General features: G+C 34.4%; 12 protein-coding genes and 1 pseudogene. 11 read left to right on the forward strand and 2 right to left on the reverse strand.

Annotated features, from left to right (window positions below):
• The first annotated feature begins 5 nt into the window (after nt 1–5).
• The 5 genes from H611_RS0105355 to H611_RS14475 all read left to right on the forward strand — a co-directional run bounded on the left by H611_RS0105355 (nt 6) and on the right by H611_RS14475 (nt 6719).
• The gene (locus tag H611_RS0105355) at nt 6–1991 is read left to right on the forward strand and encodes a protein-disulfide reductase DsbD family protein (RefSeq protein ID WP_027137389.1); all 1986 of its coding nucleotides are present in this window, start codon (nt 6–8) and stop codon (nt 1989–1991) included.
• An 86-nt stretch (nt 1992–2077) separates the two neighbouring features.
• Nucleotides 2078–3592: an aminotransferase class V-fold PLP-dependent enzyme gene (locus H611_RS0105360; protein WP_051238732.1), complete on the forward strand. Its 1515-nt coding sequence runs from the start codon at nt 2078–2080 to the stop codon at nt 3590–3592.
• 233 nt (nt 3593–3825) lie between these two features.
• Nucleotides 3826–4254, forward strand: coding sequence for an FKBP-type peptidyl-prolyl cis-trans isomerase (locus H611_RS0105365; protein WP_027137391.1), 429 nt, complete (start codon nt 3826–3828; stop codon nt 4252–4254).
• 158 nt (nt 4255–4412) lie between these two features.
• The gene (locus H611_RS0105370) at nt 4413–6119 is read left to right on the forward strand and encodes a GMC oxidoreductase (RefSeq protein ID WP_027137392.1); all 1707 of its coding nucleotides are present in this window, start codon (nt 4413–4415) and stop codon (nt 6117–6119) included.
• A gap of 3 nt (nt 6120–6122) precedes the next feature.
• Entirely contained in the window at nt 6123–6719 is a 597-nt protein-coding gene (locus H611_RS14475; RefSeq protein ID WP_027137393.1) for a gluconate 2-dehydrogenase subunit 3 family protein, read from the forward strand.
• Nucleotides 6720–6849: 130 nt separating this feature from the next.
• Here H611_RS14475 and H611_RS0105380 read toward each other — a convergent pair whose 3' ends face one another.
• Both H611_RS0105380 and H611_RS0105385 read right to left on the reverse strand, forming a co-directional pair.
• Nucleotides 6850–7818, reverse strand: coding sequence for a dihydrodipicolinate synthase family protein (locus tag H611_RS0105380; RefSeq protein WP_211223788.1), 969 nt, complete (start codon nt 7816–7818; stop codon nt 6850–6852).
• Between the two features lie 267 nt (nt 7819–8085).
• The gene (locus H611_RS0105385) at nt 8086–8931 is read right to left on the reverse strand and encodes an AraC family transcriptional regulator (protein ID WP_027137395.1); all 846 of its coding nucleotides are present in this window, start codon (nt 8929–8931) and stop codon (nt 8086–8088) included.
• Nucleotides 8932–9093: 162 nt separating this feature from the next.
• Here H611_RS0105385 and H611_RS14895 point away from each other — a divergent pair.
• The 6 genes and pseudogenes from H611_RS14895 to H611_RS0105410 form a co-directional block, all read left to right on the forward strand.
• Nucleotides 9094–9257, forward strand: a pseudogene (locus tag H611_RS14895) (dihydrodipicolinate synthase family protein); the annotation flags it as partial.
• A 154-nt stretch (nt 9258–9411) separates the two neighbouring features.
• Nucleotides 9412–10935 (forward strand): aldehyde dehydrogenase (NADP(+)), encoded by a 1524-nt coding sequence (locus H611_RS13995; RefSeq protein ID WP_035483488.1) that lies wholly within the window; start codon nt 9412–9414, stop codon nt 10933–10935.
• A 127-nt stretch (nt 10936–11062) separates the two neighbouring features.
• Nucleotides 11063–12073, forward strand: coding sequence for a 4-hydroxyproline epimerase (locus H611_RS0105395; RefSeq protein ID WP_027137396.1), 1011 nt, complete (start codon nt 11063–11065; stop codon nt 12071–12073).
• A gap of 52 nt (nt 12074–12125) precedes the next feature.
• The gene (locus H611_RS0105400; RefSeq protein WP_027137397.1) at nt 12126–13373 is read left to right on the forward strand and encodes an NAD(P)/FAD-dependent oxidoreductase; all 1248 of its coding nucleotides are present in this window, start codon (nt 12126–12128) and stop codon (nt 13371–13373) included.
• Nucleotides 13374–13386: 13 nt separating this feature from the next.
• Entirely contained in the window at nt 13387–14601 is a 1215-nt protein-coding gene (locus tag H611_RS0105405) for a M24 family metallopeptidase (RefSeq protein ID WP_027137398.1), read from the forward strand.
• Between the two features lie 389 nt (nt 14602–14990).
• Nucleotides 14991–17234 (forward strand): S9 family peptidase, encoded by a 2244-nt coding sequence (locus H611_RS0105410; RefSeq protein WP_035483490.1) that lies wholly within the window; start codon nt 14991–14993, stop codon nt 17232–17234.
• Nucleotides 17235–17787: the final 553 nt, after the last annotated feature.

The following is a 17787-nucleotide window of genomic DNA, read 5'->3' on the forward strand; positions in this document are numbered from 1 at the left end:
AACGAATGAGAAAATTTCTTTTAGCAATTGCGGTATTATCTTTATCTGTTTTAGGTCATGCCCAAATCTTAGATCCAGTACAATGGTCAACTTCGGTAGAGAAAGTATCGGAAACGGAATACGAACTTATAATTAAAGCGGCTATCGAACCAGGATGGCACTTATACTCGCAAACAGTACCAGAAGGTGGACCAATTCCAACATCTTTTATGTACGACGATAGTGAAGGCAACTTCAAAATTGTTGGAAATACCGTAGAAGATGAAGGTCATGTTGTAGATGATCCTGTATTTGGAATGAAAATAAAGTTTTTTGAAAATAAAGCGATTTTCAAACAAAAAATTGAAGTTTCAGAAGGCGTAGAAACGATTGAAGGGCTTGTAGAATTTATGGTTTGTGATGATACTAGATGTTTACCTCCAAACGAAGTTGATTTAGAATTTACGATTTCAGAAAAATCACAAGCCAGTACAACGGTTAAAGAAAGTGATTCTGATGATGCTGAGAAAGTAATAGAAGAGGCAGAAGCCAGTGAAGAGAAAGCATCTAAAAAAGGACTTTGGTCTATTTTCTTTATAGCATTCCTTTCAGGATTTGCTGCCTTGCTTACACCTTGTGTATTCCCAATGATACCAATGACCGTAAGTTTCTTTACTAAACAAAGTAAAAATAAAGCAGTAGGTATTAAAAATGCCATTATTTATGGTATCTGTATTATTGTTATTTACCTATTATTAGGAACTGCGGTAACAGCTATTTTTGGAGCCGATGCTTTAAATGCATTAGCAACTAACGTTTGGTTTAACATTATTTTCTTTATTCTACTTGTTGTCTTCGCAGCCTCTTTCTTAGGAGCATTCGAAATCATGTTACCTAATTCATGGGCTAACAAAGTAGATTCTCAAGCCGATAGAGGTGGTTTAATAGGAATCTTTTTTATGGCATTGGCTTTAGCAATTGTGTCATTCTCTTGTACGGGACCAATTGTTGGAACTTTATTAGTTGAAGCAGCTTCAAAAGGTGGTTTAGCTCCTATTATTGGAATGTTAGGATTCTCTATGGCTATTGCATTACCTTTTGCCTTATTTGCGGCGTTCCCAGGTTGGTTAAATTCATTACCAAAATCTGGTGGTTGGTTAAATACAGTAAAAGTGGTATTAGGATTTTTAGAATTAGCATTAGCTTTTAAATTCTTATCACAAGCCGATTTAGTATCACAAACGCATTTATTAGAGCGTGAAGTATTCATTGCCATTTGGATTGCTATTTTTGGAACCTTGGCATTATACCTTTTTGGAAAAATTCAATTACCACACGATTCGCCATTATCACATATTTCGGTAGGTAGATTAAGTTTAGGATTAATAGTATTAACATTCACAATTTATATGATTCCGGGACTTTGGGGAGCACCATTAAATTTAATTAGTGCATTCCCTCCACCACAAGATTATAGCGAATCACCTTATGGAGTTGGGTTTACCAAAGTAGGGGGAGGTGCAACTGCTTCTAGCGATCATGGAAGTCTGCCAGAAGGGGCGCATTTATTAGCTCCACATGATATACTAGCCTTCAACGATTACGATAAAGGTTTAGCTTATGCTAAAGAAGTAGGCAAACCAGTAATGATTGATTTTACAGGATGGGCATGTGTTAACTGTCGTAAAATGGAGCAGAACGTTTGGCCAAAACCAGAGGTTTTAGAAATTCTTAAAAATGATGTGGTTTTAATCTCATTATATGTTGATGATAAACGTCCGTTACAAGATCACGAAGTTGTAGATTCTAAGTTACGTCCGGGTAAGAAATTAAAATACATCGGTCAGAAATGGAGTGAATTACAAACTATTAAGTATAAAGCAAATTCGCAACCGTTTTACGTGTTAATGGATCATAATGAAGAAAACTTAATAGATCCGGTAGCATATACGCCAGATGTGAAAATATATTACAATTGGTTAAAAACAGGCGTAGAAAAGTTTAATAAGTAAATAACCTGATTCTAAAGTTATTTTTGTTTTCCCCGAATCACTTTGGTTGTTTAAATCAAAGTGATTCTTTTTAAAGATTTCAAAGTATGAGTATTATAAAAGATTTTATAAAAAATACATTCAGTTCAGACGAAAAGGCAACGAAGTTAGAAAATTATTTCGCGCCGTTTAGAGCTAATGTTGTTGGTGTTGATACAGAGTTTGAATCGCCTTACGGTAAGAAGAAAATTATCTATGCAGATTGGACAGCCAGTGGACGTTTATATCGCCCGATAGAAGAAAAATTAATGAATGAGATTGGTCCGTATGTGGCTAATACGCATACAGAAACTTCTATTACCGGTAGTGTCATGACGCATGCTTACCATGATGCCAGAGCGATTATTAAGAAACATGTTAATGCTTCTAGTGATGATGTATTAATTACTGTTGGAACGGGTATGACAGGAGCTATCAACAAGTTTCAACGTATTTTGGGTCTTAAATTGAATGAGAATTTAAAAGATCATACAGATGTTCCTGAGGAAAAGCGCCCCATTATTTTCGTGTCTCACATGGAGCATCATTCTAACCAAACCTCTTGGTTGGAAACCATAGCAAAGGTAGTTGTAATTCCATCGAATGATGAAGGGTTACCATGCTTAAATAGTCTCGAGAATTTGGTTCAGGAATATGCAAATGTGCCGATTAAGATTGCGGCTATTACAGGGTGTTCTAACGTAACAGGTATTCGAACAAATTACCATCAGGTAGCGAAAATCATGCACCAGAACAACGGTTTATGTTTTGTTGATTTTGCATGTTCTGCACCTTATGTGTCTATAGATATGCACCCGGCAGACGAGGAAGCTTATTTAGATGCGATTACCTTTTCTCCGCATAAGTTTTTAGGAGGACCTGGAACGTCGGGGGTTTTAATATTCAACAAAAAATTATATAAAAATTTAGTGCCAGATAATCCGGGAGGAGGAACAGTATCATATACAAATCCATGGGGAGATCATGATTATATTGATGATATTGAAACTCGTGAAGATGGTGGTACACCAGGATTTTTACAAGCGATTAGAATTGCCCTTTCAATTCAGCTAAAAGAAGAAATGGGAGTTAAAAATATTCTAGATAGAGAGCATGAGTTGAATACGATCATCTTTAAGCGTTTGTCAAAAATTAATAATTTGAAATTATTAGCACCAGAAAATAAAGATCGTTTGGGTGTTATTTCTTTCTACATTGAAAATGTACATTATAACCTCATCGTAAAATTACTAAATGATCGATTCGGGGTGCAAACACGTGGAGGTTGTTCTTGTGCTGGTACTTATGGCCATTATTTATTGAATGTGGACCAATCAACTTCAAAATCGATTGAAAAGAAGATATTAGAAGGTTGTATGATTGAGCGTCCAGGATGGATTCGTATGTCGGTGCATCCAACTATGACAAATAAAGAAGTGGTGTTTGTTTGTGATGCTATTAAGGAAGTAGCTAAGAATGCTGAAAAGTGGGGACAAGAATATACCTATGATGCTTCTAAAAATGAATATATTCATAATAGTCAACCAACTATTGAAAGCACTATTACTAAAAACTGGTTTTAGTATTTTATTGGATTAATTTTTGAAAAGAGTCATGATTATCATGGCTCTTTTTTGTTTTATGGAAATGGGATTTGGTGGGTAATACTTTCTTTAAAGTTATTTTTTGAAATCAATAAATTGTGAATTAGTGCGTTAATATTATCTTAATGGACATAATTTATTGAATAATATCTGGTCAGACTTTTTTAAAATGATAGCTTTGTAAAACAATTTATTAGAAAATTTAAAAAATTATGAGTCAAGTAAAAGAGAATGATACTGTAAAAGTTCATTACACAGGTAAATTAGCTAATGGTCAGGTTTTCGATAGTTCTTTAGAAAGAGAGCCATTAGAAGTTACTTTAGGGCAAGGAATGCTTATTCCTGGTTTTGAAAAAGGTATCATCAACATGGAGGTGAATGAGAAAAAAACTATTAATATACCTGTAGCAGAAGCTTATGGTGATGTTAGAACAGATTTATTTCATGAAGTGAAAAAAGATCAGTTACCACCAGAAATTACTCCAGAAGTAGGTATGGGATTAGCTTCAAAAAATCCTGATGGAACAGAGATGCAATTTCGTGTAGCTGAAGTTCATGAGGAGCATATTGTTATTGATGCAAATCATCCTTTAGCAGGGCATGATTTAGTGTTCGATCTAGAATTGGTTGAAATAAAATAAATAGAAACGTATGTTTTCAATTATAAAAACCTGAACAAAACGTTCAGGTTTTTTGTTTTATTAATACAACTGACTAATTTATCCTACCAAAATGAAAAAATAATAATCCTATCTTCAATTATAATTAGCGATTTTTGTTTTTAAACCTTAAATCTTATATGTTTTCTAAATTCGATACAAATACAATATATGATGCCATAGTTATTGGGACTGGTGTGTCTGGCGGATGGGCTGCAAAGGAATTATGTGAACAAGGATTAAAAACACTGGTTCTGGAGCGAGGGCGCATGGTAGAGCACGTGAAGGATTATCCAACCGCTAATAAGGAAGCCTGGGATTTTGAATTTAGAGGAGCTTCAAGTCAGGAAGAACTTAAAAAACAGCTAAAACAAAACAGAACAGGTTTTGTTACTCATGAAGCTACAAGACATTGGTTTGTTAATGATTTAAAACATCCTTACAATGAAACAAAACGGTTCGATTGGATTCGTGGATACCATGTAGGCGGACGATCATTAACATGGGGAAGACAGGCATTAAGAATGAGTAATCTGGATTTTGAAGCCAATAAAAAGGAAAATATTGGTGTTGACTGGCCTATTAGGTATAATGATATTGAACCCTGGTATGCTAAGGTTGAAAAGTATATTGGCGTATCGGGTGAAAATTTAGGTTTAGATCATTTGCCTGATGGAGAATTTTTGCCACCAATGGAATTAAACTGCGTTGAAGAATCTTTTAGGGAAGAAATCACAAAGCATTATTCTGACCGGTATTTAACTATTGGCCGATTTGCAAATCTTACAGGCAATGAAAATCATGAGGGACGAGCCAATTGTATTTACCGAAACCGTTGTATGCGGGGCTGTCCTCTAGGAGCATATTTTAGCAGTAATTCTTCTACTTTGCCTGCCGCTAAAAGAACTGGAAATATGGTTTTAAAGACCAATGCCATTGTTCATGAAATTGTTTATGATGACACAAAAAAGAAGGCAACAGGAGTGAAGGTGATTGATGCCATAACCAACGAGCGTATCGAATTCTCGGCAAAGTTGATATTTTGTTGTGCTTCCACAGTGGCAACTACTAGTATTTTGTTACAATCAAGATCGGAAAGGTTTCCAAATGGATTAGGTAATGATAGTGGAGAGTTAGGTCATAATTTAATGGATCATCACTTTAGGGTAGGAGCAACAGCGACAAGCCATAAGTTTCAAAATAAGACCTATAAAGGAAGTCGTCCTGCGAGTTTTCATATTCCTCGATTTCAAAATTTAAAAGATATGGAACCGCATCCGAACTTTTTAAGAGGCTATTCATTTCAGGGGAGTGCCAGCCGAACCAATTGGAGACGTGCTATCAAGGAATTAAGTTACGGTAAAGATGTCATGAAGGAACTTTTAAAACCAGGACCTTGGCAAATAGGCCTAACTGGATTTGGTGAATGTTTGCCTTATCATGAAAACAAAATAACTTTAAGCTATTATAAAAAAGATCAGTGGGGATTACCCACGGTTACCTTTGATGCTGAGTTTAAAGAGAATGAAAAGGCTATGCGTAAGGACATGAAACAGGAAGCCATTAAAATGTTAACGGCAGCTGGATTTTCAAATGTAAAAGGATACGACGAAGGGTTCTTTCCAGGGCACGCTATTCATGAAATGGGCACGGCAAGAATGGGACATGACCCTGAAACATCGATATTGAATAAGAATAATCAAATACACGGGATTCCTAATGTGTATGTAACAGATGGCGCTTGTATGACCTCTTCAGGGAATCAAAACCCTTCCTTAACGTACATGGCTTTAACGGCAAGAGCGGTCGCTCACGCTGTAAATCAGATAAAAAATAATCACATTTAGAATATGAATCGCAGAGAAGCTCTTAAAAATATTGGTTTGTCATTTGGTGGTGCCCTTGCTAGCCCAACGCTCGTAAGTATTTTAAATTCATGTACTGCACCTGGAACCGATTGGACACCAGAATTTTTTAATGCCGGTGAAAAGTATTTGGCAGAGCATTTAGTTCATATTATATTATTTTCAGGGAATTCGTCGATTGAAAATCAGTATAACATAGCTCAGTTTATTGATAAAATGATGAAACATACGGTGAATTCTAAATCTAAAAAAATGTTTCATAATGGGGCTTCTGAGTATAAATCGAAATTTGAGTTACTTTATGGGAAAAAAGCGCTCAATGGAAGGCGTGAGGAATTTGATGAGTTATTCAGTTTATATTTTAATTTATCTGAAGATAGAGAACAACAGGTTTTTGAAGAATTAAGAACCCCTGTCAATGAAGTGCCTCAACATAAGAAATCAAATTATCTCATCTATAAGTTTTTAATTCAGTTTAGGTATTATTGTTTACTAGGGTATTTTACATCTAAGGAGGTCATAGAAAACAATCCGTATCATAACGATAATCTTGGGTATTATACAGGGTGTACGGATTTGTGATTTAGTCAGTCACTTAAACAAGAGTAATTCTTAATAAAAATATAATTCAAACTTATTCTTTCTACGATACAAAATATTGACAAAAAAAAAGCCCCATAAAAATGGAGCTTTTCTATTTTAAAGTATTAGACTATAATAAGTCTAAAGCTTCAAGTCTTTCTTTTGCTAGAGTATATCTTGCATGAACATCATCAATTTGCTGTTGAGTTAACTTTATACCATAGGTACGAAGCCCTCCAGCTATATCATTATGATGAATACCCATGGCAAGCTTAAGATATTCCATAAGTAGCGGCTGACCATCCAGATACGATATGGAATTTAAAGCCTGAGAAATTTTGTTTGCTTCAGCCCATTCTCCATTTAAAACATGCTCTTGCATAGTAACGCTTGCTTTTGGGAAGATAACGCCTACACCAGTAATACCACCACTTGCTCCAGCAAGTCCTGCGTGTACAGTAACTGTGTCAACGCCTGCTAAAACTTTTAAATCTTTGTTCTCTAACATCAAAGTTTCAATAATTGAAACATCTATAGTCGATATTTTAAGAGCAGTTACGTTAGGTAGAGCAGAAATTTTTCGAAGAAGATCAGTTGATATTGCATGATAACCAGCAGCATCAGGATTGTTATAAGGCATAATTGTTACGCCTACATTTCTTGCAGTTGCTTCAGCAAGTTCATAGTAATCATACATTTCATCATCAGATGGAGCCGTCTTAGTTTTTGGCGGCATGACCATAACTGTATCCACTCCAACCGTTGCAAGATCTTCAACGATTTTGGCAAGTTCTTCCTTCGTTTCAGCCGCAGCTCCACTAATCAACGGTACATTGTATTCTTTAGCAACGTCAGAAAGGGCTTTAAGTAAAGTAAGGCGCTGTTCGTTGCTTAGGTAGCTATTCTCTCCTAGAGTACCAGAGCCGACAAGTCCGCCCATTCTACTTCCTCCTTTTCCTTGAATTTTTAAAGCCTCTGCGGCGTATTTTTTTGTTGCATCTAGGTCAATTTCAAGGGTGCCTGATTTTGACTCTTTCAACCATGTAAACACAGCTGGCATAACGCTATGCCTCCAATCTGAATTATTTGTTTCTATCATATTTCTTATTATCTATAAATTAACCTAAATAAACATTTTTCAATTGATGTCTTAGGCAAAAGTATAAAGTAAAACCTCATTCAATGAAGTATAGTTAGCCTAAAGAGATATTATATTATCCTTTTTTAAGTATTTTATTAAAAAATAAGGTAGTCGTAATTCCTTAAGAGTAAAATATAGATTTGAAACCCTGAAACTATCTCAAAAAACTGGTGGAGGTGGTATTTATATTATAATTTTTTATAATAAGTGAGGTGTCTAACTCTATTAAAACCTTTGTAACCTGTAATGTGATGGTGTTATGCCTTTAATCTCTTTAAATTTTCTATTAAAATTAGCGGTGTTTTGAAACCCGCATAGTTCAGAAATGGAGGAAATGGATTGGTCAGGGTTGGAGTAGATGAGTTTACACGCATTTTCTATTCGTATTTCTATTAAAAACTGAAAGAACGTTTTATTAGTTCGTTTTTTAAAATAGCGACAAAAAGCATTTCTACTCATATGGGCTATTTCAGATATTTCTTCTAAGGTAATAGGTTCCATATAATTTTCCATGGCGTAATTAAATACATCATTCATACGTTTACCTTCATCGTCGGTGTATTTCTTTTTGTAGACAAATGATGATAAAGGTGTTTTTTCGGCTTTGGTAATAAGGTCAATAATTCGTAAAAGACTACTAATACGTTGAACTTTATTCTGATCTTTTAATTTTAAAAAGAGTTTAATAAGTTTATCCTTTGGAGTTAATATTTTCATCCCGTATTCAGATGCATTAAAGAAATCATTGATAATTTCCATATCAGGCAAATCGAAGAAATGTTTTCCAAAAGAGTTTCTGTCAAAAAACAATGTGTAAACTACGGTTTCATCAGAAAACTTAGTATCTGTTCTAAACACATGTGGTAAATAGCCTCCTAATACAAGAATATCGTCTGGAGAAAAAGTATTAATTGTATCTCCGACTATAAGCGTTCCAGCACCTTTTTCTACGTAGCTAATTTGTATCTCACTATGTTGGTGTAATTGATCGTATAATACTTTTAACCGTTCTTCCTGATATACTAATGCTTCATTATCTGGTTTCGGAATTTTAAATGGAAGTACCTTCATATACTGTTGTTTATGCAAATATTATTAAATTTTTTACAAAAATCATATTTAAATGGTAATATAGTATTATTATGTGCTAATTATAACGACAGTAAATTTATAAACATGGTCTATTTTTGTCTTTATTAAAGTTTATATCCTATGATTAATTAGGAAGGTGTAATGACAGCAGTAACGACTAAGTTTACAAGTTACAATACATTAGACCTTGTGATGTTTGAAATAATATCAAAGCTCAAATTGAAGTTGGGGTACATGGAATTATCCTTGGAGGAACTCTAGAGGAATCCAGTACGCTTACACAAGACGAAAAGGAAACTTTAATTAATTAGAAGAAGTTGCTAGAGGTATTGTAACAGAAAATGTAAGAGCGCCCAGATTGCCATTACGAGCAGAAGAAGGAACTCGTGTAATAAATGTTATTGATACAGCAATGCAATCTAGACCAACATTAACAGATTATAAAAATTTATAAAATAAATGATTACAGGTAAAAATTATATAGGGAATACTTTATCAGCTAATGGTAGTGTGACACACCATAGCATTAATCCAAAGTTAAATATTCCTACCGATGTGCCTTTTTATGAAGCCACAGAAGAAGAAGTAAATGAAGCAATTAATCTAGCATGGGAGGCTTTTAAAGAATACCGAAGAATTCCTGGTGTAAGAAGAGCAGCCTTTTTAAATGCTATTGCCGATGAAATATTGGCTTTAGACCAAGAACTGATTGATGCTTATACTACAGAATCTGGCTTACCAGAAGGCCGGGCTATTGGTGAACGCGGGAGAACCGTTTATCAATTACGTACTTTTGCTGATTTGGTGTCGAACGATGAATGGAGAGAAAATGTTATCGATGAAGCTAATCCAGATAGAGAGCCTTTACCAAAGGATGATTTAAGAAAAACCTTAAAACCATTAGGCCCGGTCGTTGTTTTTGCAGCGAGTAATTTCCCCTTAGCATTTTCAACGGCAGGAGGAGATACTGCTAGTGCTTTGGCTGCTGGTTGTCCAGTAATTGTTAAAGCTCATGCGATGCACTCAGGAACTTCCGAATTAGTAGCATCAGCTATTATTAAAGCTGCTGAAAAAACAGGAATGCCTAATGGGGTGTTTTCAAATTTAATGGGACGCGGAAGAACTGTAGGTACGGCCTTAGTAAAACATACAAATGTTAAAGCTGTTGGTTTTACAGGGAGTATTTCTGGTGGTCGTGCATTATTTAATTTAGCATCGCAACGTGAAGAGCCTATTCCTGTATTTGCAGAAATGGGAAGTATTAATCCGGTAATTATAACTTCTAAAGCTATAAATAATAGAGGAGAAGATATTGCTACTACTTACGCAAGTTCTATTACCTTGGGAACAGGACAATTTTGTACCAATCCTGGATTAATATTAACGGTAGAAAGCGATAAAACTAATGCATTTTTAAATTCACTAGCAGAGAAAACTGTTGCTATTGAAGCACAGTGTATGTTAGGGCCTAACATTAAGAAAAGCTTTGTAGAGAACAGTGCGAGTATAGTTGAACAAAAAGGTGTACAAGTACTTGGAACTATCGATGGTAAATTAGAAGCTAATTATGCAGCATCTCACGTGGTTACTGTTTCAGGAACGGAATTCTTAGCCAATCCAAAATTACATCAAGAAGTATTTGGACCATTTTCTTTGGTGGTAACATGTTCTGATGAAAATCAATTGTTACAAATTGTAAATGGTTTAGAAGGTCAGTTAACAGGAACTATCATTGCTGAAGAAGAAGAATACAGCGAACTGTATGATCTTATCGATGCTTTAGAAAATAGAGTAGGAAGAATTATTTTTAATGGAGTGCCAACGGGAGTAGAAGTAAGTCCTTCTATGCAACATGGAGGCCCTTACCCAGCATCAACAGATTCACGCTTTACGGCGGTTGGTACTGGTTCTATTAAGCGTTGGGTACGTCCAGTAAGTTACCAGTCGTTTCCAAAAGAACTTTTGCCTACATATTTAAAATAATAAAACTTAAAGGGGCGTTTAAGTAAACGGGTTGTAGATGTTCCTGTAAATGCTCCTTTGGTTTTTAATATATTATCGTCAGGTTAGTGGCGAATTATTGTTGTTTGTATTATAATATGTGTTAATAATGAGTAAAAGTACATTTGTTTGTATTGATGCACATACCTGTGGTAATCCCGTACGGGTAATAAAAGAAGGCGGCCCTGTACTTGAAGGCGCTTCAATGAGTGAAAAACGTCAGCATTTTTTAAAAGAATACGATTGGATACGCAAAGGCTTAATGTTCGAGCCACGAGGTCATGATATGATGAGTGGAAGTATTCTATATCCACCCCAAAAGCCTGAAAACGATTTTGGGATTCTTTTCATAGAAACCTCTGGTTGTTTACCTATGTGTGGGCATGGTACTATTGGTACTATAACTGTAGCGATAGAAGAAGGTTTGGTGACTCCAAAAGTGCCAGGTAAAATTAGAATGGAAGCCCCTGCTGGTTTGGTGGAGATTGAATATCAACAGACGGGTGAAAAGGTAGATTGGGTAAAATTAACCAACGTAAAAAGTTACTTGGCAGCCGAAGGATTAACAATAGATTGTCCAGAGCTTGGAGAGATTACTTTTGATGTGTCGTATGGTGGGAATTATTATGCCATTGTAGATCCTCACAAGAATTTTGAAGGGGTACAAGCTTATTCAGCATCTAAACTTATACAATTTTCTCAAATTGTCCGCGAGCGCATCAATCAAAAATATCCAGATATGTTTGTACATCCAGAGAATGAAACCATTCGAGATGTAAGTCATATGTTATGGACGGGTGATCCATTAGATTCTGCTTCATCTGGAAGAAATGCGGTATTTTATGGAGACAAAGCTATCGATAGAAGTCCTTGTGGAACGGGTACTTCTGCGCGTTTGGCACAACTTTATACGAAAGGAAAACTAAAGCAAGGAGAACCTTTTGTACACGAAAGTTTTATAGGTAGTAAATTTATAGGTCGTGTTGAAGAAGTAACAAAATTAGATGGGAAAACAGCTATAATTCCAAGTATACAAGGTTGGGCTAAAATTTATGGTCATAACACCATTACCATCGATAGTGAAGACGATCCGTATGCTTTTGGTTTTCAGGTGATATAATGGAATTTAATTTTAATCGTTTCTCATGTAATTGAGATAACACTATGAATTTATGGGTAAAAGTGTTGTAGTAATAGGAGGGGGTATTATTGGTCTGTGTTCGGCTTACTATCTAAAAAAAGAAGGTTGTGATGTAACTATTATCGATCAATCTAATATGGATGGCGGGGCTTCACATGTAAACGCAGGTTATATTACTCCAAGTCATTTTGTGTCGTTAGCAGCACCGGGTATGATTACAAAAGGTATTAAATGGATGTTTAATGCTTCGAGTCCGCTTTATGTAAAACCACGTTTAGATTTAGATTTTTTTAAATGGGCTTTAGCTTTTAAGAAATCGGCAACGCAATCGAAAGTAGAAAAATCAATTTCTGTAATTAAGGATATAAATTTATATAGTCGTGATTTATATGAAGATTTAAGAACTTCAACTGATTTCGAATTTCACTATGAACGCAAGGGACTTTTGATGTGTTATAAGACAGATGAGGTTGGGGAAGAAGAATGGCACATTGGTAAGCGCGGTATTCAGGAAGGTTTAGGGGTTAAGAATTTAACTAAACAGGAGGTAGAAGCAATGCAACCTGATGCTGCTATGGATATAAAGGGAGCTGTTTATTACGATTGCGATGCGCATATGACCCCGAATAATTTCATGGTAGACATGATTGGTTATTTGAATTCGAAAGGTGTTAAATTTGCTAAGAATGAACAGGTAAAGGATATCGAATTAAGTAATAATAAAATAACTAAAGTTATTACTGAAAATTCAATATTTACAGCAGATGAGGTTGTACTTGCGGCTGGGAGTTGGAGTCCTATTTTATCTCAAAAATTAGGAATTAAAATTCCACTTCAGGCAGGTAAAGGGTACCGCATAGATGTTGAACGTTCAACAGGAATCACTATACCGTCGATTCTTTGTGAAGCAAAGGTTGCAATTACCCCTATGGATGGTTTTACACGATTTGCAGGAACTATGGAGATTGCAGGAATTAATCATGATATCAATCCAAAACGCGTCAACGCTATTTCAAATGCAGTACAACGTTATTATTCAGATATTACCATTACTTCGGAGGAAAAAGAAGCTGCTCAATGCGGATTAAGACCATGTAGTCCAGACGGTTTGCCGTATATTGGTAAATCATCAAAATGTGATAATTTAACCATAGGAACTGGACATGCTATGATGGGCTGGAGTTTAGGCCCAGCAACCGGAAAGTTAATTTCAGAAATTATACTAAATAAAGAAGTATCTCTAAACTTGGAACCATTTAGTCCAGACAGATGCTTTTAATAAAAAAATATAAATGAATTTATACGGAATAGGAGGATCATCAATACAAGAAGAATTAGATAAAATTGTACCCACGGCTCACGAAGCCGTAGCTATAAAAAAAAGTGAATTTGAATCACGCATAAAAAAGGTTACTGAGCTAATGAAAGCTCAGGAAGTTCCCGCCATGTATCTTCACGGGGGAACTAATCTATATTATTTTACGGGAACAAAATGGGGTCCAAGCGAACGTATGGTTGGAGCTATTTTATTTTCTGATGGTACTATAGAGTATATCGCTCCTACATTCGAGAAAGGTACCTTATTAGATTTTATGATAATTGAAGGGGAGGTTAATTGTTGGGAAGAGCATGAAAGTCCTTTTGAATTATTTGTTCAGGTACTGCAATCTAAAAGTGTTGTAAAGGGGCATATTTTCATGGATGAAACAACACCGTTTTTTATTACAGACGGTATTTTAAGTGTTTCGGAGGCCTTTCAATTTATAAATGCTAACAGCGTAATTTCTCCTTGTAGAATGTGTAAATCTGAAGCCGAGATAGCTATTATTCAAAAGGCTATGGATATAACTTTAGAGGTTCATAAAGCAGCTGCAAGAATATTACACGTGGGAATAACTGCAAAGGAAGTTGAAGACTTTATAAACGAAGCTCATAAAAGACACGGAATTGTTTCGGGGTCTTATTTTTGTATTGTATTGTTCGGTAAAGACACCTCCTTTCCTCATGGAGTGAAAAATCCAAAGCCATTAGAAGCTAATGATGTTGTATTGGTAGATACTGGATGTATGTTACATCATTATCTTTCTGACATAACTAGAACCTATGTATTTGGAAAACCTGATACCTATCAGGAAAAAATATGGAATGTAGAAAAGGAAGCGCAAATAGAGGTATTTAAGACTGCTCAAAATGGTACTTCTTGCCAGATGCTTGATAGAGCAGTAAGAGAGGTTTTAATTAAAAATGGATTAGGACCAGATTATAAACTTCCTGGAACGCCACACAGAACAGGTCATGGTATTGGATTAGATATTCATGAATACCCTTATATTCTAGAAGGTAATAATACAGAATTAGTTAAGGGCATGAGTTTTAGTAACGAACCTATGATTTGTGTGCCTGATAAATTCGGAATCCGTTTGGAAGATCATATATACATGACAGATAATGGTCCGAAATGGTTTACTGAGCCAGCACACTCAATAGAAAATCCATTTGGCTATTGATTATTTTTTAAGGTGATTTTAAATTTAATTTTTATCAGATGAATTAAGTTATAGACTATAAGAATCAAAATTGTTTTTCCGGTTTGCGTAAAAGGTTTACATGATTTGTATTTAGGTCGAATTTAGTTTTGGCTGAAATATGTTTTTAGTTTTGAAACCCTAGATTTAAGTATCTTTAATCATAGCAAAAATTAGGATAAATCTTATTGCTTTTTTGTAATACCATGGAGTTATTTATTCAATTCTTCATTGGAATTGATTACTTTTTTTATTCAAATTTCATTTTTTAATCATTTTAGCATAGTCAAGGATAACATAATATCAAATTAAGATAACATGACGTAAGACACGTTATTAGGTAATATATAATTTTATGCGTATTTCATTTTATGAACTTAAAGTATACAATATCAAACACAGCTATTGCATTTCTTTGCTGTCTTTCAATTTATAGCCAAGGAACATTAGAAGAATATAAAAAAGCTATAGCAATAGACTCGCTTTTTAAAAACAAAGTATTCAATACACCAGAGGAATTTCACTGGATGCCAAATAATAATTTCTGGTATATTAATAATTCTAAACAAGGTAAAGCGTACTATCTAGTTAATACCAAGAGCCTAAACCAGCGTTTGTTGTTTGATCACAAAAGAATGGCTCATGCGATTAATAAAACATTACAAAAGCATGTTAGTGCCGAGAATTTAAAAATTGATGATTTACATTATTCAGCTAATGAAAATAGTCTGAAATTTAAATTTGAAAATCTTGTATTAAGCTGTAATCTTAATGAATATAATCTAAACGTTATTGATTCCATTAAAAATAATGAGAATCGTGGATATTGGGGAAATCGTTTTGATGAAACCAATAATAAACCAGTATTATCTCCAGATAAAACCAGATTGGCTTTTATTAAAAACTCTAACCTTTACATAAGAAACATCAAAAATAATGAAGAATTTCAATTAAGCTATGATGGTGCTTTAGGCAATTATTATTCTTCTTATATAAAATGGTCTCCCGATGGAAAAAAAATAATGGCTTATAAAGTAAAGCCCGGTGTAGAGCATACCTTATATTTTGTAGAATCCAGTCCTGAAAATCAGTTACAACCTAAATTGCAATCCAGAGATTACTTAAAACCAGGTGATGAATTGCCATTTAAGAGTCCGCAACTATTTATAGTAGACTCAAAAAAACACATCAAAATTCCAACCGAAGAATTTAATAGCCAGTTTAGTATCTCAGATATACACTGGAGAGAAGATAGTCGAGCTTTTACTTTCGAATATAACCAAAGAGGTCATCAAGCCTATAAAATCATAGAAGTTGATGCCTCCAATGGTACCGTTAAAGTTCTAGTCAATGAAATGAGTGATACGTTCATTGATTACAGCAGTAAAAAATATCGTTATGATGTAGCAGATGGTAGTTCCATTATTTGGACTTCAGAGCGCGATGGCTGGAATCACATTTATCTATATAATGGCGATGGAACTTTAAAAAAACAAGTTACAAAAGGCAAATGGGTAGTTCGAAAAGTAATTCATGTAGATGAAGAAAACAAAGAAATTTATTTTACAGCAAGTGGTTTAGATAAAAATCAAGATCCTTATTTCATTCATTACTGTAAGATAGATTTTGAAGGAAAGCATTTAACACGGTTTACTTCCGAAAATGGTAATCATAAAGTAACCTTTTCTAAGGATTATAAATATTATGTTGATCAGTATTCAAGAGTTGACATGCCAGCTATATCTTTATTAAAATCAGCTAAAAAACAAAACACTCTCTTAGAAATTCAAAAGGGAGATTATAAAGAATTACTAAAACAGGGATGGAAGGCTCCCGAAGTATTTAAAGCTAAAGGTAGAGATGGAACTACTGATATCTGGGGCATAATTATTAGACCAACCACTTTCGACCCCAACAGAAGTTATCCTATTATCGAATACATTTATGCTGGTCCTCACGATTCATTTGTTCCTAAAGATTTTCATGCTTATTACTGGTCAATGTCTTCCTTGGCGGAGCTTGGTTTTATTGTTGTTCAAATAGATGGCATGGGTACTTCTAACAGATCGAAAGCATTTCATGATGTATGTTGGAAAAACCTGAGAGATGGTGGTTTTCCTGATAGAAAATTATGGATGAAAGCAGCAGCTAAGAAATATCCCTATATGAATGTAGATAAGGTAGGTATACATGGTACCTCTGCTGGTGGACAAAATGCGGGAGCAGCTTTAGTATTTAATTCTGATTTTTATGATGTTGCCGTATCTTCTTGTGGGTGTCATGATAATAGAATGGATAAAATATGGTGGAATGAGCAGTTTATGGGGTACCCTATCGGGCCACACTATGAAGCCTGTTCAAATGTCGTTAATGCACACCAATTAAAAGGAAACTTAATGTTGATATTAGGAGAAATAGACGATAATGTGGATCCAGCATCCACGATGCAGTTTGTTAATGCCTTAATAAAAGCAAATAAAGATTTTGAGTTAGTTACGATTCCTGGAATGGGACATTCTGCCGGAGGTTCTTTCGGGGCACGTAAACGCAAAGACTTTTTTGTGAAGCATTTACATGGCGTTACTCCTCCTAAATGGACGGAAATTTATAACTAAAATTATTTAAATTTTAAAAGAGAAAATACAATATAAATAAAGAATGTTATTCATTTTTGTTTTTTGGGGTTTTACTCTTTTTCTTCTATTTTAAAAACTCAAATTGTAGATAAATACTTGATATTATAAGTTAAACATAATAATTCGGGTAATACTATATTATAATTAATGACTATATAGTTAGAATGGGACTTCATTCTTTTTTAAGTTTTTTTACTGATTTAAATTTTTCAATTTTTACGCAAGAATCAAATAGGAGATATTTATTTGTATATGATTTACAGAATATACAAGAGAATACCGAAAAATCTGCTTATAAATTATTAAGCGGGTTTTATGAATAGTAATCTATTCTTAATTAAAAAAGGGATAAGTTTGAATTTATGAAAATAGTGTAAATCAAGATTTTTGAATTGTCAACTAAAAATAAAAAAGCTCGTAAACATTACTGTTACGAGCTTTTATTGCGGAGAAAGAGGCTCCAACACCTTATATTGTATGCCCCATAAACAGTGGCCTAACAGTCATTACCTTTTTTAGGGTAACTCATAGG

Origin of the sequence: Gaetbulibacter saemankumensis DSM 17032 (assembly GCF_000425645.1) — a bacterium.
In the GTDB taxonomy this organism is placed as follows: Bacteria; Bacteroidota; Bacteroidia; order Flavobacteriales; family Flavobacteriaceae; genus Gaetbulibacter; species Gaetbulibacter saemankumensis.